The following is a 21,382-nucleotide window of genomic DNA, read 5'->3' on the forward strand; positions in this document are numbered from 1 at the left end:
GCGGCCCATATCATTCGACGCCGGCGCGATTTTTCCGGTTCTGACGGCGCGGCCGGTGACGGCGATCACGACATTAACCCGGGTTAACGGTAATCGTTCGTGCAATATTATGGATGTCGATTGATCCTTCCGCGAATGTTAGTTGGTTGTCCTTGAAGGACCGGGTTCGATGTATCTGACCGGCAGCGCCTATATCGATTCGCTTCTGGCCTCGTTCCAGCCGCACTGGAATGGTGAGGGGCATTTCGGCGAAAGCGTCGCGCTGAGCTACAGCTTCGCGCGCTTCGATGTGCCCGATGCGGTCGGCGGCGAGGTCAATACGCAGATGACCGGCGCGCAGAAGACCGCGGTCCGCGACGTCCTGCAGCTCTGGGCCGATGTCGCCGAGGTGACCTTCGGGGAGGTTGTCGACACCGGCAGCTTCAGCGGCGACAGCGTCGGCCGCGGCGACATCAATTTCACCAACGGTTCCGGCGGCCTGTTGAGCGGCAGCGTCCTGGCCTACGCCTTCTTTCCCTTCGGCAGCACGCCGAAGGCGAACGAACTGGCCGGCGACGTCCATGTGAACGTCAATTTCAGCGAGAACCTGGACGACCTGGCGCGCAACGAGCAGGGCCATTTCACGCTGATTCACGAAGTCGGCCATGCGCTCGGCCTGACCCATCCGGGGGAGGGTGAACTGCCGCCGCCGCCGGGCGAGGCCAACGACCATTACACCGTGATGGTCGCCTCGACCGGCGACGTGAGCTTCGGCAGCGAGGGCTTCTTCCCGGCCACGCCGATGATCAACGATATCGCGGCGATCCAGCATCTCTACGGCGCCAACATGGCCCATGCCACGGGCGACGATGTCTACGCCTATGGCAGCGCGGCGGTGTTCGAGACGATCTGGGACGCCGGGGGCTACGATTTCATCGATTGCAGCACGGCGACGGTCGACTGCTATGTCAGCCTGGTGCCGGGCACGACCAGTTTCGTCGGCGGCCCGATCGGTTCGGCGGCCGATTCCACCCGCCACAATCTCGGGCTCGCCTATGGAACGCTGATCGAGGCGGCGAGCGGCGGCAAGGGCGACGACACCCTGCAGGGCGGTGACGCTGCCGAGGACGTCCGCGGCCTGGGCGGTGCCGACCGGCTGCTGGGCGGCGATGGCGACGACTTCCTGCGCGGTGACGGCGGTGCCGACAGCCTGGTCGGCGGGGCCGGCGACGACACGCTCTCGGGCGGGTCGGGTAACGACACCATGAACGGCGGCGCCGGCAGCGACCGCTACGCGATTTCCCGTTTCGACGCGATCGACCTGATCATCGACGAGGGCAGCGGCGGAGACACGGATGTCATCGCCTTCTCGAGCCAGATCACCGAGGCTTCCGCCGTGCTCAGCCGGACCGGCAACAACCTGGTGATCGACGTGCCGAGCACCGGCCAGCAGGTCGTCGTCCGCGACCAGTTCGACGGCAACGACCGGGGCGTCGAGGAACTCCGCTTCGGCGATGGCGCGGTGATGACGCGGGCCGCGATCGACGACCTGTTCGGCGGCATGCCCGGGCTGCTTCTCAACGGCGGCGACGGCGACGACAGCCTGACCGGCGGCGCCGGCAACGACAGCCTGATCGGGCGACGGGGCGACGACACCCTGACCGGCAACGGCGGCGACGATGTTCTCGACGGCTATCGCGGCGCCGATGTCCTCGACGGCGGGGCAGGCGACGACTTTCTCGATGCCAGTGCCGACGACGATGTGCTGATCGGCGGCACCGGCAACGACACCATGAACGGCGGCAGCGGCAACGACACCATGACCGGCGGCGATGGCGCCGACTCGATGAATGGCGGCGACGGCGACGACACCATGTCAGGCGGCGCCGGGGCCGACACCCTGAAGGCCAGCAGCGGCGACGATACCGTCGACGGCGGCAGCGGAAACGACCGGATCGACGGCCACAACGGTTACGACCTGCTGTTCGGCGGCAACGACGACGACTTCATCGAGGGCGGGCGCCAGTATGACACGCTGAACGGCGGTTCCGGCGACGACACGCTCTACGGCCAGCGCGGCCAGGACACCCTGAATGGCGACGACGGCAACGATTACCTGCATGGCGGCTCGTCCAGCGACGTCCTCGACGGCGGTGCGGGCAACGATACGCTCGACGGTTCGTCCGGCTGGGACACGCTCGTGGGCGGGGCGGGCGACGACACGATGACCGGTGGCACGCGCGACGACCTGTTCATCCTGGCGCCCGGCTCCGGCGACGACGTGATCACCGATTTCACCGCCGGGGCGGACACCGACGACGTGCTCGACTATACCGCCTTCGAGATCGGCTTCGCCGACCTCGCGATCGCCCAGGTCGGCGCCGACACGGTGATCACCGCGACCGACGGCGGCACCGTGACCCTGCTCGGCGTCGCCGCCGCCGCGCTCGACCAGGACGACGACTTCCTGTTCTAGCGCGACGGGGCCGCCCGGCCCCGTCGCGGCCTGCCCTGTCCGGCAGGGCGGCGTGATTGACAGCCCCTTTTCCGCCCCCCTACAACCCTTGCAGATCGTCCGGGCAGGTCCGGACACGCCATCGCCGGCGCCGGTCCTTGCCGTGCGTCGGGTGGTGACAATTGGCGGATGGGGGACGTATGCAGCGCAAGCTGGGGCTGGGTCTGGCAATTCTCGTGGTCGCCGGCCTGGCGCTGTTCGCCGGCCTTCGCCTGTTCCCGACCGGGCCCGCCGAACGGGATCTGTTCACATACGAAGTGATGCTCGATCTTGGCCGGGATGTCGGCCAGCCGCTCGGCAGCGTCTTCGAACTGCGGCAAGACGGCAGGACGATTGCCGGGGCCGGGTTCGGGGACGGTTTCTCGACCTTCATGCGCGAGAACAACCGGGTGCTCAGCCTGTTCGTCAGTCCGGAACCGGGCGCGGCGTCGGGACCGGCGGAACTGGAGGACCTGGGCAAGCCGTTCGAACCCGCCATGGCGCGGACGATGCATATCGACAACCGGATCCTGACCATCATGAAGCCGTGGCGGGATTCCGAACTGCTCGCCTATGACGAGAGCGCGGGAGCGTGGCAACCGGAAGGGCAATCGGATCGCCAGCAGTATGTCGGCGTCGTGGATAACAAGCATATTGAATTCTTTTCAAATTCTATCGAATACGACGGCGAAACGATTTTCCGGGCCAATTGCGAGAAGTGCCGGATGACCTCGATCTATCACGACGGGGTCCTCTATTCGGCGATCTATCAGAAGGACGAGGAGACCCGGATCCTGACCTGCCCGTGGACGCCGGGTGAGACGGCGGGCGAATGCCGGGAGAGCCGGCTCGCGGCGGAGGAGCGCTTCGTCTACTCGATCTTTCCCTATCGCGACCATGTCCTGCTGGCGACCACGCGTGGCAACGTCTTCCGCCTCGACGGCGACGGGCTCGAGCAGATCCTCGACGGCCGGGTCTTCGCCCGCTCCTGGCAGCCCTACACGATGATGCAATGGCACGACCGGCTGCTGATCGGCGCCTATCCGACCGGCACGCTTTATGTCTATGACGGCGAGCGGATCACCCCGTTCGAGCCCCCGGTGCCGAAGCAGGAAGGGGCGTCGGAACGCAAGCGCGAGGCCCAGACCCTGACCCTCTACGAGGGCGCGATCCTGGTCGGCGTCTGGCCCTGGGGCGAGGTCTGGCGCCATGACGGCGAGGAAGCGGAGGGCGGCTGGTCGCTCGTCGCGCGGGCATTTTCCGAGCCGGAGATCAGTGACGAAGAGACCCCCTATTACAAGGTCGCCAAGCGCAATGGCTGGGGCCAGCGGATCGTCAGCCTGACTCCCGCCGACGATTCCCTCTATATCGCGACATCGAACAAGACCAGCGAGCTCAACCGATCACCGGGCGACGAGATCGCGGCGCAATACGGCCGCATCTGGCGCATGCGCGGGTCGCAGGTCTCCTGCCAGATCGAATGGCGGGAGCGGACGACGCTCAGGTTCGAGATTTCCGACAGCCTCAGGATCTTCCAGGACGGCCGGCTGCTTTGCGAGGGCAGGGCGGCGCGGCGCGTGCCGGTCGATGCCGAGCTCGGCGTCGGCGACGGCGTCTACGGGCCGCTGTTCCGGGGTCGCTGAGCCCCAGAATCGCGATCGGCCGGGCCCCTTGTGGGGAACCCGGCCGGTCGGAAGTCGTGCTGATGCGGTGGCGGCCGCTCAGTCGTTCTGGGCGAATTCCCGCTGCACGTAATCGACGATCTGCTGCACGCATTCCTCGATCGAATGGGCCGAGGTATCGACCACCAGCTCGGCCGATTCCGGTGCCTCGTAAGGCGCGGAGATACCTGTGAACTCCTTGATCTCGCCGGTCCGGGCGCGCTTGTAGAGGCCCTTCGGGTCGCGGCTCTCGCAGGTTTCCAGGTCGGCCTTGATGTAGATTTCCCGGAAGCTGCCCGATGCCGCGCTCCGTGCCCGGTCGCGGTCGGCGCGATAGGGCGAGATGAAGGCGGAAATGGCGATCATGCCGGCCCGCGCGAACAGCGCCGCGACCTCGCCGACCCGGCGGATGTTTTCCGCCCGGTCCTCCGGCGAGAAGCCGAGATTGGCGTTCAGCCCGCCGCGGATATTGTCGCCGTCGAGCACGTAGGCCTGGTAGCCGCGCGCGAACAGCCGGCTCTCGACCTCGAGCGCTAGCGTCGACTTGCCGGCGCCGGACAGGCCGGTGAACCAGAGCACCGCGCCGGCATGGCCGTTCCGCGCCAGCCGTTCCTCGGGCGAGATCCGGTGTTCGACCCGCGTGATATTGGCCGAGCGCACGGTCGCCATGTTGCGCTGGTCGGGATAGCCCTCCATCGAGATGATGCCGCCGCCGGCGATGTCGTAGCCGTCGACCAGCACGAAACGGCCGGTCCGCGAGTTGTCGCTGAAGGCGTCGAGGGCAAGCAGGCGGCCGGCCCGGAGAGTTACCTCGGCGACCTCGTTCCGCCGGACCTGGAGGGCGTCGCGGCGGGCCAGGTCGCCGGTCTCGACGACCCCCTGGATCGACTGCACGGTGACCGGCGCCTCTGCCGTCAGGTGCTTGAGCTTGTAGCGGCTGCCGACCTTCATCGGCTCGTGCCCGAGCCAGAAGACGCGGGCCCGGAAGACGTCAGTCTCGACCGGCGGGCGGGAGACATGGCTGGCGATCGAGCCGCGCTCGAGGAACAGCTGGTCGTCGAGCGTGATGCCGATCGACTGGCCGGCCTGGGCGCCGGTGGGCGCCTCGGGCACCGACCAGGCCTCGACCGTGCGGACCCGCGCGGTCTTGTTGGACGGCGAGAACAGGAGCTCGTCGCCGACCCGGATCCGGCCGCTTTCGATGCGGCCGGCGACGATGCGCCGCTGGTCGAACTTGTAGACGTCCTGGACCGGCATGCGCAGCGGCAGTTCGACCGGCGCGGCGCCGACGCGGAAGGCGTCGAGCGCCTCGACCACCGTCGGGCCCCCGTACCAGGACATCTTCTCGGATCGGGTGGCGATGTTGTCGCCCCCGCGGGCCGAGACCGGGATGAGCGCCGAGGCCTCGACGCCGAGATCCTTCAGGTAGCGGCGGAACTCGTCCTCGATGGCGTGGAAGCGGTCGCCGTCGAAATCGACAAGGTCCATCTTGTTGACCGCGATCGCGACCTGCTGGACACCGAGCAGGTGGAGCAGGTAGCCGTGCCGGCGGGACTGTTCCTGGACCCCCTCGGCGGCGTCGATCACCAGCAGCGCGGCCTCGGCCGCGGCCGCACCGGTGATCATGTTCTTGAGGAATTCCTTGTGCCCCGGCGCGTCGATCAGTACGTAGTCGCGCTGCTTCGTGCGGAACTGGATCTGCGTCGTGTCGATGGTGATGCCCTGGTCCCGCTCGGCCTGGAGGGCGTCAAGCAGGAAGGCCCATTCGAACGGCATGCCGCGCCGTTCGCTCATCGCCTTGATCGATTCGACCTTGCCGTCCGGCAGCGAGCCGGTGTCGTGCATCAGCCGTCCGACCAGCGTCGACTTGCCATGGTCGACATGGCCGACGATAACGATATTCATGCTTTCGCGACGTGCGCGATTGGACTGTTTCGCACCCGTGGTCACCGGCGTGAGCTCCGTCATCACATGTATCCTTCGGCGCGCAGCCGTTCGAAGGCGTCTTCGCTTTCATGGTCCATCGCCCGGCCCGACCGTTCGGCGACCTTGGTGGTCTCCAGCTCGACGATGATCTCCTCGATCGTCGAGGCCTCGGAATCGACCGGATGGGTGATGTCCTCGTCGCCGAGCGAGCGGTAGCGCTTGCCGTTCTTGGAGTAATAGAGCGGGATCGTCGGGATGCCCTCGGCCAGCGTGTAGCGCCAGATGTCGGTTTCCGTCCAGTGCAGCAGGGGATGGATGCGGATATGCGTGCCCGGCGGGAAGTCGGTCTTGTACTGGTCCCAGAATTCCGGCGGCTGGTCGCGGAAGTCCCATTTGCCGCCCTCGCCGCGCGGGCTGAAGACCCGTTCCTTGGCCCGGGTCGCCTCCTCGTCACGGCGGATTCCGGCGAACAGGCCGTCGAACTTGTGCTCGTCCAGGATCTTCTTCAGGCCGGCGGTCTTGCGCGCGGCGGAACGTGCCGAGCCGGGCAGCGTCGGGTCCATCTCCTCGATCGGCGGGCAGGTGCCACGGATCAGCTTGAGGCCCCATTCCTTCTCGTAGCGGTCGCGGAAGGCGTACATCTCGGCGAACTTCTTGCCGGTGTCGACATGAACCATCGGGAAGGGAACATGGCCAAAGAAGGCTTTCCGGGCGAGCCAGACCATGACGTTCGAATCCTTGCCGAGCGACCACAACATCGCCAGCTTCTCGAACCGGTGGAAGGCTTCCCGAAAGATGTAGATGCTCTGGCTTTCGAGGCTTGCTAGATCGCTCATGGCGTTAATCCTGCGGCGGCAGTGTAAATATGAAATTAATACGAGGATGCGGGGATAAATAGCAATCACCGCCCCCCTGTCAAGGCTTGTCGGGCCTGCGGCTTCGGCCCGGTCGTCAGCGTGTTTCTTGTCCCTTGCCCGTATCGCCCCCGTTGGCTAGAAAGAGGCCCTTCCGGGGCGCTGCCGCTGCGTCCCGAAGTCGCACCTGCTGGGGCGTGGCCAAGCGGTTAAGGCATCGGGTTTTGATCCCGTGATCGCAGGTTCGAATCCTGCCGCCCCAGCCATTCCCCCTGTATGCATGAGAAATCCGACGATTTCGTAAACGCGCCGGCGACAGGCCGGTTCCCGCTACTTTCCCGTATGACGGGAATGCAGACGATTGTGTTCTTCTTGATGGTTTCCCCGGGAAAGTCCGGCCGATATCCTGACCAGGCGAAGTGAGAGAAAGATGCTCGCGTGCTGGTGTAATCGGAGGGGGAAATTTCATGCTCAAACGTATGCTGATGCTGTTGTCGGTTCTCGCGGTCGGCGCCTGCGCCAATGTGCCGAAAAATCCGCTGACCAGGGATCAGATTGCCGATCTGGCGATCGACCGGATCGAACTCGAAATGCCCGATGCGTCACAAATCCGCTGGGAAGGGGGACGCACCGCCTACGCGAAGTCAATCGGTTGCGAGCCGGCGGAGAAGGAGAAGTTCGAACTTGAGCGTTACATCCGTCGTGCTCCGGGCGAGTGCGATTACGACGAGGTGATCGAACGCCCAGAAGCGTGGGCTTATGTGACAGACACCGTCAGGATGGAGTTCCAGAATGCTCTTAATGAAACAATCGTGCCAGCGTTCAACGGCGACCGGAGCGTTGTTGCGAGGGTAACACTTCGGCGTTTGGCGGTCATTGGCGGCGGCACTGCCCTGCTGTTCGGTGGCAATGACTTCGTCGTTGCCGACCTTGAGATCCTTGATCCGGAGAGCGAGGTTCCCGTGGCGGAATATCCGGAGATTGTCGTTTCTGGACCTCCTGCCGGAGGGATAGGGGGAGCGATTGTCAGCGAACTCACCAGAGATGTGAAGTTGCACCGGTTAGCATCATATCTTGCGTACCGGATCAGGGGATGGCTGAAGGAACCGGGCGACGATCAACCCGCCTGACGATTGCGCTCTATCGATATCTGTCTCCGGCTCGACGATCTCGTTCGGCCGTCACGGCTGTACGAGAGCCCTGCCTCTGAATACGGCGGCGGCGTCGAGACGATGTACGCGGAACGAGTTCCGGCGATGCGCCCACTTTGCGGAATCTGTCATACTTTCTTACAGATCGGAGCCGACTGCATCTTCCTGTATGTGGTTAATCAATTGATTTCTCCCGTTGATCGGGATTGGCGGGTTTCTTGCTAGGTCCATATGGAGAGGTAGGGGGGAATGAACCGGGCTTGCCAGGCGGTGCGTGGCGATGATCCGGACTGGAAGAGGGGCGCCGGCGAAAAGCCGGGCATGTGCGATGGCGATCCGATTTCCGTTTTCGGGCCGCAAGCGGTCCGACTCGATCGAACGCGTGGCGGGCGACCTGATGCCGCGCGAGCAGGGCTGGCTGCCGCCGCGGCTGCGCCGGGCGATCTCGGCGATCGACCGCTATGTCGACCGGGTCGGCCGGTCCGATGAATTCCGCGGCAACGACTATTACGAATATGGCCGGCTCGGCGATCCGGTCGGCCCGGAGCGGCGCGAGGCCGACAAGAAGGACGCGGCCGACAAGGCCGAATGATCCCCGGCGCCTTACCTGGCGGGTAATTCTTTTTCCTTCGCGTCCCTGCGAGACTTCTCTCGTCGGACAGTCCTGTCCGGCGATGCGAGAGGCGAAGGAGACCCCGTCATGGAAGCGGAAGGGGCCAAACTGATCGGTGCCGGACTGGCAACGATCGCGCTCGCCGGTGTCGGCATCGGGATCGGCAACATCTTCGGCAGCTTCGTCGCCGCCGCGGTGCGAAATCCCGGCGCGGCGCCGACGGTATTCCCCAATGTCCTGCTCGGCTTCGCGCTGACCGAGGCGATCGCGCTGTTCGCGCTGGTGATCGCGATGCTGCTGCTCTTCGTCTTCTAGACTCCGGGAGGGACCGGTCATGGCCATGTTGCGCTATCTCTTCGCCGTCCACCTCCGCCCGGCCTACAGGCTCGGGGCCTACGCGGTCCCGGTGCTGACGCTGGCCGGCGCCGCGGCCTTCGCGCTCGGCTTCGGGGAGGCTTTCCTGACTGTCGCCGCGATCGTCGGCTTCGCCGTCGGCGCGGTCATGCTGTGGCTCGCGACGGCCATCCTCAACGCCCGGATCGCCGCGGCGATGGGGCGGATCTTGGTTGCCTTCGAGGCTGCCTATGACGGCTGGCGGCGGGCGAACGGGATCGACGACCCGTTCTACCACGAACTCGACCGGGAGGAGGCCGCGGCCGCGGCAGCCGCGAAGGCCGGCCCGGCAGCGGGCTGAACCGCGTGCCTGTTCGTCGCCGTCAGTCGCCGATCGCCGGTTTCTTCGGCCGGCGGCGGGCGGCGAGCAGGTTCAGCACCTCGACCAGCATCGAGAAGAAGATCGCGAAATAGAGATAGCCGCGCGGGATGTGGAAATGCAGCCCGTCGGCGATCAGCGCGACGCCGACCAGCAGCAGGAAGGAGAGCGCCAGCATCTTGGTGGTCGGATGGCGGCGGATGAACTCGCCGACCGGGGCGGCGGCGAACAGCATCACCAGGACGGCGATGATCACCGCCGCCATCATGACGGGCAGGTTGTCGGTCATGCCGACCGCGGTAATCACCGAATCGAGCGAGAAGACGAGATCGAGCAGCATGATCTGCGCTATCGCGGCGGCAAAGCCGGCATGGCCGTTCTTCTTCTCGTCGTGCGATTCCTCGCCCTCGACCGTGTTGTGGATTTCGCTGGTCGCCTTGGCGAGCAGGAACAGGCCGCCGCCGCCGAGGATGACGTCGCGCCAGGAGACCGGGAAATCGCCGATCGTGATCAGGGTGGTCGTCAGTCCGGCAATCCAGCTTATCGCCCCGAGCAGGGCGAGCCGCATGAACAGCGCACCCATGAGACCGATCCGCTGGGCGCGAGCGCGCGAGGCGGCCGGCAGGCGCTGGGTGATGATGCTGAGAAAGACCAGGTTGTCGATGCCGAGGACGATCTCGAGCACGGTCAGTGTCGCCAGGCTGGCCCAGATCGCCGGGTCGGATAACCATTCCATGATCGGCTGCGGTCCTGATTCGAATAGCGAAGATGTCCGGTTCACGCGGCGCCGGTGCCTTACGCAAGTGACATCCCCGAAGCGTCCTGTCCAGACCCCCGTCGGCAAAATAGCGACAGGCTCAGTCGCGGCTCTCGACCTGGCGGAGCAGGCGGTGCAGATGCGGATCGTGGACGCCAACCTCTTCCAGGTGGCGGACGGTCTTGGCGAGATAGTCCCGGCAGCTGCCAAGCTCGCCGCAACCGGTGGCGAGCCGCTCGACCGTCTCGGCCTCCTCCAGGCCGCCGCAATAGCGATCGAGCCGCCGGTTCGCGACGAAGGTGACAGCGCGGAAGATCTCGCCGGCCGCGCGCAGGCGTACCCAGGTCGGGCGATAGGCGCCGCTCAGCATTTCCCGGTTCCAGAGCAGCCGGGTCTCGGCCTCGATATTCCGGGCGGCGATGCGGAAGGCGATGCCCTGGCAGGAGCCGCCCCGATCGAGCGCCAGCATCAGGCCGGGCCGTTCCGGGCTGCCCCGCCCGAGCTGGATCTGCAGGCAGAACCGCCGGTGGTAGCCGTAGAGCCGCGCGAGCCGCTGCTCCTCGAACTCCAGCGCCGGGTTCCACATCAGCGATCCGTAGCCGAAAACCCAGAGATCCTCGCCCGGGGCGAGTTGGGCGAGGGCGAGCCGGCGTGTCTCCTGGCGTTCCTCGTCGCTGAGCAGGCGGTAGAGCCCCTTTGCCTCCGCTTCCAGGAAGATTGCCTTGAGCCGCTCGGACGTGAGGTCGTTGCGTGTGAGCATCGTTGCCTGCCGCTCCCTCGTCGGTCGGATCGCCAATCATGTCGGTGTTCGCCTGTGGTTGTCGAGCCCGGCGACCCGCGGAGCACCTGTGCCCCGGGCTGCAGGAAACCGCGCGGGCCTCCACAAAAAACTAAGGCGACCGACTAAGTATGACTTGAACGCCCCGGGGCGGGCATGATACTTAGCCATATGACTAACCAACAGCCGGCCCTTGACCGGGTCTTTCACGCACTGGCCGATCCGACGCGCCGCGCCATCGTCGAACGGCTGAACCGGGGCCCGGCCTCGGTCAGCGAGATCGCGGAGCCGTTCCCGATGGCCCTGCCGACGGTGGTTCAGCATCTCCGCGTGCTGGAAAGCAGCGGGCTTGTGCGCTCCGAGAAGGTCGGGCGGGTCCGGACCTGCCGGCTGGAGGCGGCGCCGCTGACCCGGGCCGAGGGCTGGATCGCAGAGCAGCGCGCCTATTGGGAGGCGCGTCTCGACCGGCTCGAGGATTATCTGAAAATTCTCCAGGCGAAGGAGAAAGGGAATGACGAACAAAGCTGAGAACATGGCGGAAGGCCGCCTCGACCTCGTGCTGAGCCGCGAGATCGACGTGCCGCGGGCGCTGGTCTGGAAGGCCTGGACCGAGCCCGAACATCTGGTGCGCTGGTTCGCGCCGAAGCCGTTCACGACCGCGGAATGCGAGGTCGACCTGCGGCCCGGCGGCCGCTTCCGGACCGTGATGAAGGCGCCGGACGGCGCCGAGTTCGGCGGCGACGGCTGTATCCTCGAGGTCGTGCCGGAGCGGCGCCTGGTCTTCACCGACACGCTCCTGCCCGGGTTCCGGCCGTCACCGGAGCCGTTCTTCACCGCGATCGTCGAGATGGAGGATTCCGCGGGCGGCACGCGCTACACGGCGACCGCCCTGCACAAGGACGATGCCGATCGCGAACGCCACGAGGCGATGGGCTTCCATGACGGCTGGTCGACCTGCCTGGACCAGCTGGTCGCCCTCGTCCGGGACATGCAGGAGGGGCCGAAATGACCGCCGCGACACTGACCCGGGCCCGGACGGCAGCCGGCGAACTGACGCTCACCCGGCTGATCGATGCGCCGCGCGCGCTGGTCTGGGAGGTCTGGACCGACCCGGCCCATGCGGCCCATTGGGGACCCGACGGCTACCGCGTCGAATTCCTGACCGGCACGGCCGAGGTCGGCCAGCCCTGGCGGGCGCGGCTGGTGTCGCTCGACGGCGGCAACGACCTGATGCAGGGCGGTGTGTTCCGCGAGATCGTCGTCGGGGAACGCGTCGTCTACAGCTTCGGCTGGGAGAACGATGACGGCAAGGTCGACGAGGAAATGCTGACGACCGTGACTTTCGCCGATGCCGGCGACGGCCAGACCCTGCTGACCCTCCACCAGACCGGCTTCACCAGCATTGATGAACGTGACGGCCATGTCGGTGGCTGGAGCCAGGCAATCGAGCGACTGGCGACCTACGCGGCCGGGCTCGCCTGACCCCATCCCGTTCGGCCCGGCTTGTCGCTCGCCGCGGCACCGGCTAGCCTTGGCGGATCAGGGGGAAGACAATGGCACGAGGGCGCGGGCGACGGTTCGGCCGATGGTGGGGCCGGCTTCTTGTCGGCGTGCCCGCGCTCGGGCTCGTCGTCTCGCTTCTGCTGGTCAGCGGCTGCGCGGCCCCGGCGCTCGAGCGGCTGTGGAGCGACTACGACCGTGAGGCCGCCGACTTCGCGACGCTCGCCCTGCCGGACAGCCCGAACCGCTATCTCGTCGCCCCGCCCGGGTTCACCGCCGCGACACCCGATCGCGCGGCGCCGGAATTCGCGATGCCGGCCGAGGCCCTGCGCGACGCCTTCGTCGCCATGCTGGCGGACGAGCCGGACGTCATCGAGCTGGCCCGGGGCGACGACGGCCTGCTGCGGCATTACCTGCAGCGCACGCCGATCATACGCTGGCCCGATACGGTGACGGTGCGCTTCATCGCCCTGGGCGAGGCACGCTCGACCCTCGCGATCTACAGCCGCTCGTCCTATGGCTATGGCGATTTCGGCACCAACCGGGCGCGTGTCGAGGACTGGCTCGGTCGCCTGTCCGACCTTTGAGGGCGGGATATCCGCCTCAGTCCGAGGACAGGTTCCGCCTGAACCAGTCGCCGATCCGCTGGGTGAAGGAACTGTCCTCCGTGCCGGCGCTCGACGGCTGCGCCCGCGCCGCCGGTTCGGGCAGCGCGCCGCTCCTCTCGAACTGGGTCATCGCCGAAGTCAGGCCGACAACAGCGGGACGCAGCCCGCGAACCGGGAAGCGGATGTAGCGGGTCGCGCCCAGGTCGTCGCGGAAACTGAGATGCAGGGTCGCGTCGGCCGGGGCCTCGGCGATGAAGCTGTCGACCTCGGGGCCGGCGACATAGGCGACGCGCGGCTGCTGGGGCAGGGTGAACAGCCGCACGCCCTCGTTGATGCGGAAGCTGACGTCGAGCGAGCGGTCGAAGCGGATGCCGGGTTCCGCCTGCGCGACCAGGTAGCTCGTCCCGGCGCGTTGCACGACGAAGACCGCGACACCGTCCTGCGGCGCCGTCTGCGCGGCACAGGAATAGTTGCCGGGTTCGGACAGCTTGCTCCGGCATTCGAGCCACCAGTCGTCGTAATCCTCGCGATAGTCGGCGAGCGCCGCGGTGGCTGAAATGGCCAGGCAGAAGCCGGCCAGCGCGATCCGCCCGGCCGCCCTCGAGGTCCGTTCGCCGCTGCTCATCGCATTTCCCCTTCGGTTTGATGCCCGGCGGCGCGACAAGGCCCCGGAACCGCTATCCAGTCGAATGAAGGCCGGACTCAAAGGCCCAGTATCAGCTTGGCCATGATGTTGCGTTGTATCTCGTTCGAGCCCGCGTAGATCGAGACCTTGCGGAGATTGAAGAAGGACGGCGCCGCCTTGGCCGCGTAGTCGGGTCCGATCGGCGGTTCGTTGCTGGCCGGATCGCCCGGGTCGAAGGCGTTGGCATGCAGGCCGCTCGCCTCCAGCGCCAGGCTCGAGACATCCTGCTGCAACTCGCTGCCGCGGCATTTCATCAGCGACGATTCCGGTCCCATGCGCTGGCCCGACGATAGGCGGCTGAGAATCCGGAGCTCGGTCATCTCGAGCGCCTGGACGGCGATCTCGGTTTCCGCGAGCTTCATGCGGAAGCTCATGTCGTCGATCACCCGCCGGCCATCGCCTTCCTCTGCCGCGGCGATCTTGCGGACCGAGTTGAGGGCCCGCTTGAGGCGTCCGGAATAGGCGTTGCCGCGCTCGAACTCGAGCAGGTACTTGGCGTAGGTCCAACCCTTGTTGACCTCGCCGATCAGGTTCTCCTTCGGCACCTTCACGTCGTCGAAGAAGACCTGGTTGACCTCCTGCATGCCGGCGCGCGGCATGTCGATCGTGTAGATCGGGTCGACCTTGATGCCCGGGCTCTTCATGTCGATCAGGATGAAGGAGATGCCTTCCTGCGGCTTCGCGGTCTTCTCGGTCCGCACCAGGCAGAAGATCCAGTCGGCCACCTGGGCGTAGGAGGTCCAGATCTTCGAGCCGTTGCAGAGGTAATGGTCGCCCTTGTCCTCGGCCTTCATCTGCAGCGAGGCGAGGTCGGAGCCCGAGCCCGGCTCGGAATAGCCCTGGCACCACCAGACGTTGGTGGCGAGGATATCGGGGAGGAAGCGCTTCTTCTGCGCCTCGCTGCCGAAGGCCATGATCACCGGCGCGACCATCTTCAGGCCGAACGGGATGACGTTCGGCGTATTGGCCGCGGCCATCTCGGTTTCGAAGATGTATTTCTGCGACGCGCTCCAGCCGCAGCCGCCGTGCTCGACCGGCCAGTTCGGCGCCGCCCAGCCGCGTTCGTGGAGTTTCTTCTGCCAGCGAACGTGGTCGTCCTTGCTCAGATAGCCGTTGCGGCTGGCCGCGACCTTGGCGCGCAGATCGTCGTCGAACGCTTCGTCGATGAAGGCGCGGACTTCGTCCCGGAAGGCAATGTCCTCTGGCGTGAAACTGAGGTCCATCGTAGGTTCGTCTCCAACTCGTCCGGCGCGGGCATGTCGATGCCGCGCCGATAGTATAGCGGTGCGGTCAGCAATCGGCCAAGCGGTTGCGGACACAGACTGTCGCACAGGGGGGGCGCAGGTGGCAAAAGGATACAAGGAACTGGTCGCGGACGCCGAGGCCGTCATCGAGACCTGGACGGTCGAGCGCGCGCTCGCCGAATACGGCAAGCCGGGCGTGACCTTCGTCGATCTGCGGGATGTCCGGGAGCTGCAGCGCGAGGGGCGGATCCCCGGCGCCCTGCATGCGCCGCGCGGCATGCTGGAATTCTGGATCGACCGCGACAGTCCCTATCATCGCGAACAGTTCGCCAGCGGCGACCGCTTCGTGTTCTTCTGCGCCGCCGGATGGCGTTCCGCGCTGGCCACCCGGACCGCCCTGGAAATGGGGCTCGAACCGGTCTGCCACATCGCCGGCGGATTCGGCGCTTGGCGTGAGGCCGGCGGCGCGGTCGCGCCGCTGCCGGAACGCTCGCCGCCGAAACAGGGGTAGCGACACGCAATTCGCGGGGGCGGAGAGCCGGCGAGGCGACGGCTTCGCCCGGGCGCGCCATCCGATTGCAATTCCGTTCCCTGCGGCATCGTTGCACGCTATGATATGCATTAAGTTGTAACTGTGCTGGGGGCGCATATTCGGGGGTCGTGTCTGCCCTTGAGCGGAGGAAAGGGTGAGAGACGTTCGACGGGGAGGCGGCGCGGATCGGAAGATCCGCGTGCTCCATATTCTCGACAAGCTCGGAGTAGACGGCTCTTCCGTGCATGGCGTGTCGCGGGCGGTCGCATGGTGGATCGGCCGCATGGACGCAGACTTCGAAACCCATGTGGTGAGCCTGCGGGCGGTCGACGCGGCCGCCAAGTTCTTCGACGCCGAGGGAATCGAGGTCGAGTTCGTTTCCGTCGGCCGCTTCGATCCGCTGACTGTCTTCGCGCTGCTCAAGTTGATCCGCCGCTGGCGGCCGGACGTTCTGCACCTGCACGGTTACGGCGCGACGACCTTCGGGCGACTGGCCGGCTTCCTCGCCGGGGTGCCGCGGATCGTGCATGAGCATTTCGCGCCGGACCGGCAGGCATTCTTCATCACCGTCGCCGACTGGCTGCTGGCGCCGCTGACCAGTTATGCCATCGCGGTCTCGGACAATGTCCGGGACTACATGGTCCGATGCCGGAAGATCCCGCCGTCACGGCTGGAGACATTCTTCGTCGGCTTGCCGCTCGACCGCTTCCGGGCGCCCGACGCCGAGGCCCTGGACAGGCTTCGGGGCGAACTCGGGCTTGCCCCCGGCGACCGGATCCTGGCCAATATCGGACGGCTGACCGATGCGAAGCGCCAGCATCTCGTGATCGAGGCGCTGCCGGCGATCCTTGAGGGTCACCCGGACGTCCATCTGCTGATCGTCGGCGACGGGCCGGCGATGCCTGACCTGGCGGCGCTAGCCGAAAGACTCGGAGTCGCAGGCCATGTTCACCTGCTCGGCTACCGGAGCGACATTCCGGCACTGACCACGCTCGCCGACATCGTCGTCATGCCGTCCTATTCGGAAGGCAAGTCGATCGCCCTGCTGGAGGCGATGAGTGTCGGCAAACCGATCGTCGGCACGCCGCCGGTGATGAGCGACGATCTTCTCCAGGCGGGCGATTTCGGCCGGGTGATCCCGATCGACGACGTACCGGCGATCGTTCGCGAGGTTTCGCTGCTGCTCGACGATCCCGAACTTGCCCGCCGTTATGGCGAGACCGCCCGCGAGATCGCCGGCGACTACGATCTCGACCGCAGCGTCGCCCGCCTGCAATCGATCTATCGGGCGCTCGTCGCCGGGGAACTGCCGCGGCCGGCCAGCCGGCCGCAACGGCGCAGAGCCCCCCAGCCTCTGCCGGACAGCAGCCCGGGCGGCTGAAGCCGGCGCCGGGTCAGGCGATCGACTTCCGCCGGATCCAGAGCGAGGCGGCGCGCAGTTCGTCGACCCGGACGGCGCCTGTTGCCAGGCAGATCAGCAGGTAGGTGGCGGTGCCGCCGGCGGTCGCCGGAATCAGGCCGATTTCCGGTCGCAGCAGGTACCAGACGCCGATCGCGGCGCCGCTGGCGACCAGTACCCGGGCCGCCGAGACGACGATCCCGGACCGGAAGTCGTCCCTGTGGATGCGCCAGTAGAGCATGAACATCAGCGCGCCCTCGGAAATGAAGGTCGCGATGATGGCGCCGTAATAGCCGTAGCGCGGGATCAGGTTCAGGTTCAGCGCGATATTCAGCAGGATCGTCCAGAACAGGCCGTAGGTGCGGGTCCGCTGGCGGTTCACGGCGCCCAGGAAATGCTCGGCCATGACATTCAGGCTGGTGAGCACCAGGTAGATCGCGAACAGCCGCATGACCAGGATGCTGTCGGTGAACTCGCCGCCATAGAGGATCTGGATCACCGGTTTCGCCAGCATGATCAGGCCGATCCCGGCGAGCCCGCAGAACACCGAAACGTAATTGACCAGCCGGCTGAAGACGAGGCTCAGGCTCTCCCGCGATTCCACGAAGAGCTGCGAGAAGACCGGGTAGGCGGCGCTGAACGAAACGGCGATGATCAGGGCGACGCCGTAGATCGGCCGGTAGGCGGCGGCATAGGTGCCGACCTCGGCCTCCGGTCGGAACAGGCCGAGCATCAGCATGTCGATCTTGACGTAGCCCGCATGCAGGATCATCGCCAGCCCGAAGGGCCAGAGTTCCGGCCAGGTCTTGCGGATGAAGGCCGGCTCGAAGCGCCAGGGAATGGGCCCCAGCGCGCGGTCGAGGTAGAGCCAGAGGATGATCAGGTAGATGGCGGTCGCGATCGGGAAGCTGACCACCACGACATCGAGCGGCAGGCCGGCGAAGGCGATGACGATGGTGCCGGCCAGGATCGCGAAGCGAAGCCCGACCTCGAGGATGCCGACCTCGCGCATCATGTTGCGGGCGCGCAGCCGGCCGACCATGATCAGCGAGAAGAAATAGAGGATCTGGTAGGCACCGATCGACAGGCAGATCCACGCCTGTTCGTCGGAGAAGTCGAGCGCCCAGATGAGCAGCGCGGTGACTGCGAGAAGGACCGGCGTCAGCGCCAGGCCGGCGATGATGTAAGTCGAGAAAAAGCGTGCCTCAAGCGACGGATCGCGCGCCACTTCACGCACCGCCACCGATTCAAGCCCGAAGTTCGCGAACATCGCGACGAAGCTCGTGAAGGCCATCGCGAAGGCGTAATGGCCGAGCCCCTCCTGACCGAAATGGCGGGCCAGGAAGACGAACATGAGGATGGTCAGGACGTCGGCGACGACCTTAAATGCGCCGAGACTCAGCACATTCCCGAAGGCGCGCTTGCTCGCGGTCAACCGGCGTCACTCCCCGAATAAATCCAGCCCCTGGGCAGGATGCCAGTCGTACTTAACCCGAAAGTCGAAGGCATGCAATGCGGCGAAAGGGCGGCTCCGTGCCGTTGCCGGGAGTATGGCCGCCGGGCCGTTACGGAAATGTTAGTGCGCGGAAGGTGCCGCCTCAGCCGGCGCGCCGGAGGGTTGCCGGGGCGATCCGGTCGCGATCATGCGGGGCGTCGAGATCGAGTTCGGGGCCCTTCGGCACGATCCGGGTCGGGTTGATGCTTTCATGGCTGCCGTAGTAATGGCGCTTGATCTCGTCGATATGCACGGTCTCGGCGACGCCGGGAACCTGGTAGAGCTCGCGCAGGTAGCCGGACAGATTGGGATAGTCGGCGATGCGCCGCCGGTTGCACTTGAAATGGCCGAAATAGACCGCGTCGAAGCGGATCAGCGTGGTGAACAGCCGCCAGTCGGCCTCGGTCAGCTGCCCGCCGACGAGGTAACGGTTGTCGGCCAGCCGCTCGTCCAGCCAGTCGAGGGTGTCGAACAGCCTGTCGAAGGCTTCCTCATAGGCCGCCTGGCTGGTCGCGAAGCCGGCCTTGTAGACCCCGTTGTTGACGTCGTGATAGACGCGTTCGTTCACCGCGTCGATTTCCGCCCTGAGCGCCGCTGGCCGGTAATCCGTGTCGTTGCGGGCGAAGCTGCCGAAGCCCGCGTTCAGCATGCGGATGATTTCCGAGGATTCGTTGCTGACGATGGTCTTGCCGACTGTGTCGTAGAGGACCGGCACGGTGACCTTGCCGCTGTAGCGCGGGTCGGCCTGCAGATAGACCTCGTAGAGATGGCGGAAGCCGTTGATCGGGTCCTTGCGCTCGCCGAATTCCCAGCCGTTCTCCAGCATCAACGGATCGACGGCCGAGATGCTGATCGTCTGTTCCAGCCCCTTCAGCTTGCGGAAGATCGCCGTCCGGTGCGCCCACGGGCAGGCATGGCTGATATAGAGGTGATAGCGCGCCGTCGCCGCCTTGAACGAGCGGCCGTCGGGGCTGGCGCTGCCGTCCGGGGTGATCCACGAGCGGAAGCTGGAGTCGGGGCGCTTGAAGCGTCCGTCCGCGGACGGCTTCGCTACCGGTTCGTTGCTCCAGACGCCGTCGATCAGCCGCCCCATCGTGCGCTCCATTCCGTCCGTTGCCCTCGGCCATGCGCCGCGCGTTATCGTGGCCCTTCCTTTCGAAATGGCGGTAAAGTCCGCGTGATCAAACTATCGATTCGGCACAATACTGTTCGCCGTGTGTGCACAATCGGACGAAAGACGGGGCGTCAACCGGGGGGCAAGATGGATAAACTGGCGAATATGGCGGTATTCGCCGCGGTCGTGGAGGAGAAGGGGTTCTCGGCCGCGGCGCGCCGGCTCGGCATGTCGAAATCGGCGGTGAGCAAGCAGGTTTCCCGGCTCGAGGATTCGCTCGGCGCGCGGCTGCTCAACCGCACCACGCGCTCGCTCTCGCTGACCGAGATCGGCGAGGTGTTCTATGGCCATTGCGCGCGGATGCTGGAAGCGGCATCCGATGCCGAGGCTGCGGTCTCCGCCCTGCATGGCGAGCCGCGCGGTCATCTGCGGGTCGCCCTTCCGATGACCTTCGGGATCCGCGAGGTAGCCCCGGCGGTCGCGGAATTCCTGAAGCGGCATCCCGCCGTGACCATCGAGATGGAGCTCAACGACCGCTTCGTCGACGTCGTGGCCGATGGCTTCGATCTCGCGGTCCGGGTCGCCGCCCTGCCGGATTCCAGCCTGATCGCGCGGCGGCTGGCGCCGATGCGGTCGGTGATCTGCGCCAGTCCCGGCTACCTGGCCGAGCATGGCACGCCGGCCACCATCGACGACCTGGCGGGCCTCAACTGCCTGCATTACAGCAATGCCCCGGCACGCCAGTGGGCCGTTGTCGAGAACGGCAGGGAACGCAAGGTCGAGATCCGCGGCAACCTGATCGCCAACAACGGCGAGGCGCTGATGGAGGCGGCGACGGCCGGCCTCGGGATCACCATCGCGCCGACCTTCATCGTCGCCGAGGCGCTCCGGCGCGGCGACCTGGTCACCATCCTCGACCAGTGTCACCGCAGCGACGAGGCCTCCGTCTTCGCGCTCTATCCCCATCGTCGCCACCTGTCGCCGAAAGTCCGGGCCTTCATCGACTTTCTCGCCGACCGTTTCGCGCCCACCCCGCCCTGGGAGGTCGGGCTGACGCTCCCCTGAGCGGACCGCCGCCGCCATCGCTTCGCCGCAATTTTCCCATAACGACAGCGCCATGCGGATTGGGAACAAGGTCTGGCACGTTCTCGCGGCGGCGCTCGGGTTGCTTGGCCCCGCCGTGTCCGGTGCCGCCGCGCGCGCGGAACCGGTCGACGTGGAACTGGTGCTGGCGGTCGACGTGTCCTCCAGCGTCGACTGGACCGAGTTCGGCCTGCAGATGCGCGGCATCGCCGCCGCCTTCCGCGAACCCGACCTGCATGCCACCCTGCGCGAGGGCCGCCATGGCGCGATCGCCGTGGTGCTCGTGCAATGGGCCGGGCCGGCGATGCAGCAGGTCGTCGTCGACTGGCAGCGGATCGGGGACGCCGCCGCCGCCGAACGCTTCGCCAACGCGATCGACGCGACGTCGCGCAGCTTCCCGACCGGCGGCACCGCGATCGCCGAGGCGCTCGATTTCGTCGCCCCCCTGTTCGACGGCAACGGCTTCGAGGGCGACCGCCGCGTCGTCGATATCTCCGGCGACGGCCGGGCGACCGCCGGGACCGCGCCCGGCGCCGCGCGCGACCGGATCGTTGCTCGGGGCGTGACGGTCAACGGGCTGGCGATCCTGAACGACGAGCCCGACCTCGTCGATTACTACGAAGGCGAACTGATCGGCGGCCAGGCCGCCTTCGTCCAGCCGGCTTCCGACTACGCCGACTTCGCCGATGCATTGCGCGCGAAACTGCTGCGCGAGGTGCGGGGCGGCTGGTACGGCGCCGGGCGGCTCGACGCCGGCGATATCCACGTCGCCGGCCGCGCGACGGCGGTTCGATGAG

Annotated in this window: 22 protein-coding genes and 1 tRNA gene; 15 read left to right on the plus strand and 8 right to left on the minus strand. The window is 66.5% G+C overall.

Features of this window, described 5'->3' with window-relative positions; translation table 11 throughout:
* Positions 1-169 precede the first annotated feature (169 nt).
* Positions 170-2,455 (plus strand): M10 family metallopeptidase, encoded by a 2,286-nt coding sequence (locus tag OCH7691_RS22875; RefSeq protein ID WP_139839558.1) that lies wholly within the window; start codon positions 170-172, stop codon positions 2,453-2,455.
* Positions 2,456-2,634: 179 nt separating this feature from the next.
* Positions 2,635-4,116, plus strand: coding sequence for a hypothetical protein (locus OCH7691_RS06605; RefSeq protein ID WP_085882559.1), 1,482 nt, complete (start codon positions 2,635-2,637; stop codon positions 4,114-4,116).
* Positions 4,117-4,194: 78 nt separating this feature from the next.
* Here the strand turns inward: OCH7691_RS06605 and cysC are convergent, their stop codons facing one another.
* On the minus strand, positions 4,195-6,102 hold the full coding sequence (cysC, locus tag OCH7691_RS06610; protein WP_085882560.1) for an adenylyl-sulfate kinase: 1,908 nt from the start codon (positions 6,100-6,102) through the stop codon (positions 4,195-4,197).
* Positions 6,102-6,896 (minus strand): sulfate adenylyltransferase subunit CysD, encoded by a 795-nt coding sequence (gene cysD, locus OCH7691_RS06615; RefSeq protein ID WP_085882561.1) that lies wholly within the window; start codon positions 6,894-6,896, stop codon positions 6,102-6,104. The genes cysC and cysD overlap by 1 nt, the downstream gene beginning before the upstream one ends.
* A 209-nt stretch (positions 6,897-7,105) precedes the next feature.
* On the opposite strand from cysD, the gene OCH7691_RS06620 reads away from it, so the two are divergent.
* From OCH7691_RS06620 to OCH7691_RS06640, 5 genes are all read left to right on the plus strand, one after another.
* Positions 7,106-7,180 (plus strand) — tRNA-Gln (locus tag OCH7691_RS06620).
* Positions 7,181-7,381: 201 nt separating this feature from the next.
* Positions 7,382-8,044 (plus strand): hypothetical protein, encoded by a 663-nt coding sequence (locus tag OCH7691_RS06625; protein ID WP_139839559.1) that lies wholly within the window; start codon positions 7,382-7,384, stop codon positions 8,042-8,044.
* A 349-nt stretch (positions 8,045-8,393) separates the two neighbouring features.
* Entirely contained in the window at positions 8,394-8,657 is a 264-nt protein-coding gene (locus OCH7691_RS06630; protein ID WP_085882563.1) for a hypothetical protein, read from the plus strand.
* Between the two features lie 108 nt (positions 8,658-8,765).
* A complete protein-coding gene (locus OCH7691_RS06635) occupies positions 8,766-8,993 on the plus strand; it encodes a F0F1 ATP synthase subunit C (protein ID WP_085882564.1) in 228 nt (75 codons plus the stop codon).
* 19 nt (positions 8,994-9,012) lie between these two features.
* Positions 9,013-9,372 carry a hypothetical protein gene (locus OCH7691_RS06640; RefSeq protein ID WP_085882565.1) on the plus strand — a complete coding sequence of 120 codons (360 nt, stop codon included), beginning with the start codon at positions 9,013-9,015 and terminating at the stop codon, positions 9,370-9,372.
* A gap of 22 nt (positions 9,373-9,394) precedes the next feature.
* On the opposite strand, the gene OCH7691_RS06645 is transcribed toward OCH7691_RS06640, so the two are convergent.
* Both OCH7691_RS06645 and OCH7691_RS06650 read right to left on the minus strand, forming a co-directional pair.
* On the minus strand, positions 9,395-10,129 hold the full coding sequence (locus tag OCH7691_RS06645; RefSeq protein ID WP_085883544.1) for a TerC family protein: 735 nt from the start codon (positions 10,127-10,129) through the stop codon (positions 9,395-9,397).
* A gap of 118 nt (positions 10,130-10,247) precedes the next feature.
* Positions 10,248-10,907, minus strand: a complete 660-nt coding sequence (locus OCH7691_RS06650) for a gamma-glutamylcyclotransferase (protein WP_085882566.1) — start codon at positions 10,905-10,907, stop codon at positions 10,248-10,250.
* A 189-nt stretch (positions 10,908-11,096) separates the two neighbouring features.
* On the opposite strand from OCH7691_RS06650, the gene OCH7691_RS06655 reads away from it, so the two are divergent.
* The 4 genes from OCH7691_RS06655 to OCH7691_RS06670 all read left to right on the plus strand — a co-directional run bounded on the left by OCH7691_RS06655 (position 11,097) and on the right by OCH7691_RS06670 (position 13,012).
* The gene (locus tag OCH7691_RS06655) at positions 11,097-11,453 is read left to right on the plus strand and encodes an ArsR/SmtB family transcription factor (RefSeq protein WP_085882567.1); all 357 of its coding nucleotides are present in this window, start codon (positions 11,097-11,099) and stop codon (positions 11,451-11,453) included.
* On the plus strand, positions 11,437-11,934 hold the full coding sequence (locus OCH7691_RS06660) for an SRPBCC family protein (RefSeq protein ID WP_085882568.1): 498 nt from the start codon (positions 11,437-11,439) through the stop codon (positions 11,932-11,934). The genes OCH7691_RS06655 and OCH7691_RS06660 overlap by 17 nt, the downstream gene beginning before the upstream one ends.
* Positions 11,931-12,407, plus strand: a complete 477-nt coding sequence (locus tag OCH7691_RS06665) for an SRPBCC family protein (RefSeq protein WP_085882569.1) — start codon at positions 11,931-11,933, stop codon at positions 12,405-12,407. Before OCH7691_RS06660 ends, OCH7691_RS06665 begins: the two co-directional genes overlap by 4 nt.
* 71 nt (positions 12,408-12,478) lie before the next feature.
* The gene (locus tag OCH7691_RS06670) at positions 12,479-13,012 is read left to right on the plus strand and encodes a DUF1499 domain-containing protein (RefSeq protein WP_085882570.1); all 534 of its coding nucleotides are present in this window, start codon (positions 12,479-12,481) and stop codon (positions 13,010-13,012) included.
* A gap of 16 nt (positions 13,013-13,028) precedes the next feature.
* Here the strand turns inward: OCH7691_RS06670 and OCH7691_RS06675 are convergent, their stop codons facing one another.
* A complete protein-coding gene (locus OCH7691_RS06675; RefSeq protein ID WP_085882571.1) occupies positions 13,029-13,658 on the minus strand; it encodes a hypothetical protein in 630 nt (209 codons plus the stop codon).
* 77 nt (positions 13,659-13,735) lie between these two features.
* On the minus strand, positions 13,736-14,941 hold the full coding sequence (locus tag OCH7691_RS06680) for an acyl-CoA dehydrogenase family protein (RefSeq protein ID WP_085882572.1): 1,206 nt from the start codon (positions 14,939-14,941) through the stop codon (positions 13,736-13,738).
* Positions 14,942-15,062: 121 nt separating this feature from the next.
* On the opposite strand from OCH7691_RS06680, the gene OCH7691_RS06685 reads away from it, so the two are divergent.
* Together OCH7691_RS06685 and OCH7691_RS06690 are read left to right on the plus strand one after the other, a co-directional pair.
* On the plus strand, positions 15,063-15,473 hold the full coding sequence (locus OCH7691_RS06685) for a rhodanese-like domain-containing protein (protein ID WP_139839560.1): 411 nt from the start codon (positions 15,063-15,065) through the stop codon (positions 15,471-15,473).
* Positions 15,474-15,693: 220 nt separating this feature from the next.
* A complete protein-coding gene (locus OCH7691_RS06690) occupies positions 15,694-16,875 on the plus strand; it encodes a glycosyltransferase (RefSeq protein WP_085882573.1) in 1,182 nt (393 codons plus the stop codon).
* A gap of 13 nt (positions 16,876-16,888) precedes the next feature.
* Here the strand turns inward: OCH7691_RS06690 and OCH7691_RS06695 are convergent, their stop codons facing one another.
* A complete protein-coding gene (locus OCH7691_RS06695; protein WP_085882574.1) occupies positions 16,889-18,328 on the minus strand; it encodes a flippase in 1,440 nt (479 codons plus the stop codon).
* A 163-nt stretch (positions 18,329-18,491) separates the two neighbouring features.
* Positions 18,492-19,481: a glutathione S-transferase family protein gene (locus OCH7691_RS06700; protein ID WP_085883546.1), complete on the minus strand. Its 990-nt coding sequence runs from the start codon at positions 19,479-19,481 to the stop codon at positions 18,492-18,494.
* A 168-nt stretch (positions 19,482-19,649) separates the two neighbouring features.
* Here OCH7691_RS06700 and OCH7691_RS06705 point away from each other — a divergent pair, with 168 nt between their 5' ends.
* Both OCH7691_RS06705 and OCH7691_RS06710 read left to right on the plus strand, forming a co-directional pair.
* Positions 19,650-20,567 (plus strand): LysR family transcriptional regulator, encoded by a 918-nt coding sequence (locus OCH7691_RS06705; protein WP_085882575.1) that lies wholly within the window; start codon positions 19,650-19,652, stop codon positions 20,565-20,567.
* 52 nt (positions 20,568-20,619) lie between these two features.
* Positions 20,620-21,381, plus strand: a complete 762-nt coding sequence (locus tag OCH7691_RS06710; protein WP_085882576.1) for a DUF1194 domain-containing protein — start codon at positions 20,620-20,622, stop codon at positions 21,379-21,381.
* Position 21,382: the final 1 nt, after the last annotated feature.

The organism is Oceanibacterium hippocampi (assembly GCF_900172325.1).
Classification (GTDB): domain Bacteria; phylum Pseudomonadota; class Alphaproteobacteria; order Sneathiellales; family Sneathiellaceae; genus Oceanibacterium; species Oceanibacterium hippocampi.

Excerpts from the sequence above, each read along its gene's own strand:
- OCH7691_RS06710 (WP_085882576.1), top strand. The coding sequence starts at position 20,620 with ATGCGGATTGGGAACAAGGTCTGGCACGTTCTCGCGGCGGCGCTCGGG.
- OCH7691_RS06650 (WP_085882566.1), bottom strand. The coding sequence starts at position 10,907 with ATGCTCACACGCAACGACCTCACGTCCGAGCGGCTCAAGGCAATCTTC.
- OCH7691_RS06680 (WP_085882572.1), bottom strand. The coding sequence starts at position 14,941 with ATGGACCTCAGTTTCACGCCAGAGGACATTGCCTTCCGGGACGAAGTC.
- OCH7691_RS06635 (WP_085882564.1), top strand. The coding sequence starts at position 8,766 with ATGGAAGCGGAAGGGGCCAAACTGATCGGTGCCGGACTGGCAACGATC.
- OCH7691_RS06660 (WP_085882568.1), top strand. The coding sequence starts at position 11,437 with ATGACGAACAAAGCTGAGAACATGGCGGAAGGCCGCCTCGACCTCGTG.
- OCH7691_RS06700 (WP_085883546.1), bottom strand. The coding sequence starts at position 19,481 with ATGGGGCGGCTGATCGACGGCGTCTGGAGCAACGAACCGGTAGCGAAG.
- OCH7691_RS06625 (WP_139839559.1), top strand. The coding sequence starts at position 7,382 with ATGCTCAAACGTATGCTGATGCTGTTGTCGGTTCTCGCGGTCGGCGCC.
- OCH7691_RS06705 (WP_085882575.1), top strand. The coding sequence starts at position 19,650 with ATGGATAAACTGGCGAATATGGCGGTATTCGCCGCGGTCGTGGAGGAG.
- OCH7691_RS22875 (WP_139839558.1), top strand. The coding sequence starts at position 170 with ATGTATCTGACCGGCAGCGCCTATATCGATTCGCTTCTGGCCTCGTTC.
- cysC (WP_085882560.1), bottom strand. The coding sequence starts at position 6,102 with ATGACGGAGCTCACGCCGGTGACCACGGGTGCGAAACAGTCCAATCGC.
- OCH7691_RS06665 (WP_085882569.1), top strand. The coding sequence starts at position 11,931 with ATGACCGCCGCGACACTGACCCGGGCCCGGACGGCAGCCGGCGAACTG.
- OCH7691_RS06605 (WP_085882559.1), top strand. The coding sequence starts at position 2,635 with ATGCAGCGCAAGCTGGGGCTGGGTCTGGCAATTCTCGTGGTCGCCGGC.
- OCH7691_RS06670 (WP_085882570.1), top strand. The coding sequence starts at position 12,479 with ATGGCACGAGGGCGCGGGCGACGGTTCGGCCGATGGTGGGGCCGGCTT.
- OCH7691_RS06630 (WP_085882563.1), top strand. The coding sequence starts at position 8,394 with ATGGCGATCCGATTTCCGTTTTCGGGCCGCAAGCGGTCCGACTCGATC.
- OCH7691_RS06640 (WP_085882565.1), top strand. The coding sequence starts at position 9,013 with ATGGCCATGTTGCGCTATCTCTTCGCCGTCCACCTCCGCCCGGCCTAC.
- OCH7691_RS06655 (WP_085882567.1), top strand. The coding sequence starts at position 11,097 with ATGACTAACCAACAGCCGGCCCTTGACCGGGTCTTTCACGCACTGGCC.
- OCH7691_RS06675 (WP_085882571.1), bottom strand. The coding sequence starts at position 13,658 with ATGAGCAGCGGCGAACGGACCTCGAGGGCGGCCGGGCGGATCGCGCTG.
- cysD (WP_085882561.1), bottom strand. The coding sequence starts at position 6,896 with ATGAGCGATCTAGCAAGCCTCGAAAGCCAGAGCATCTACATCTTTCGG.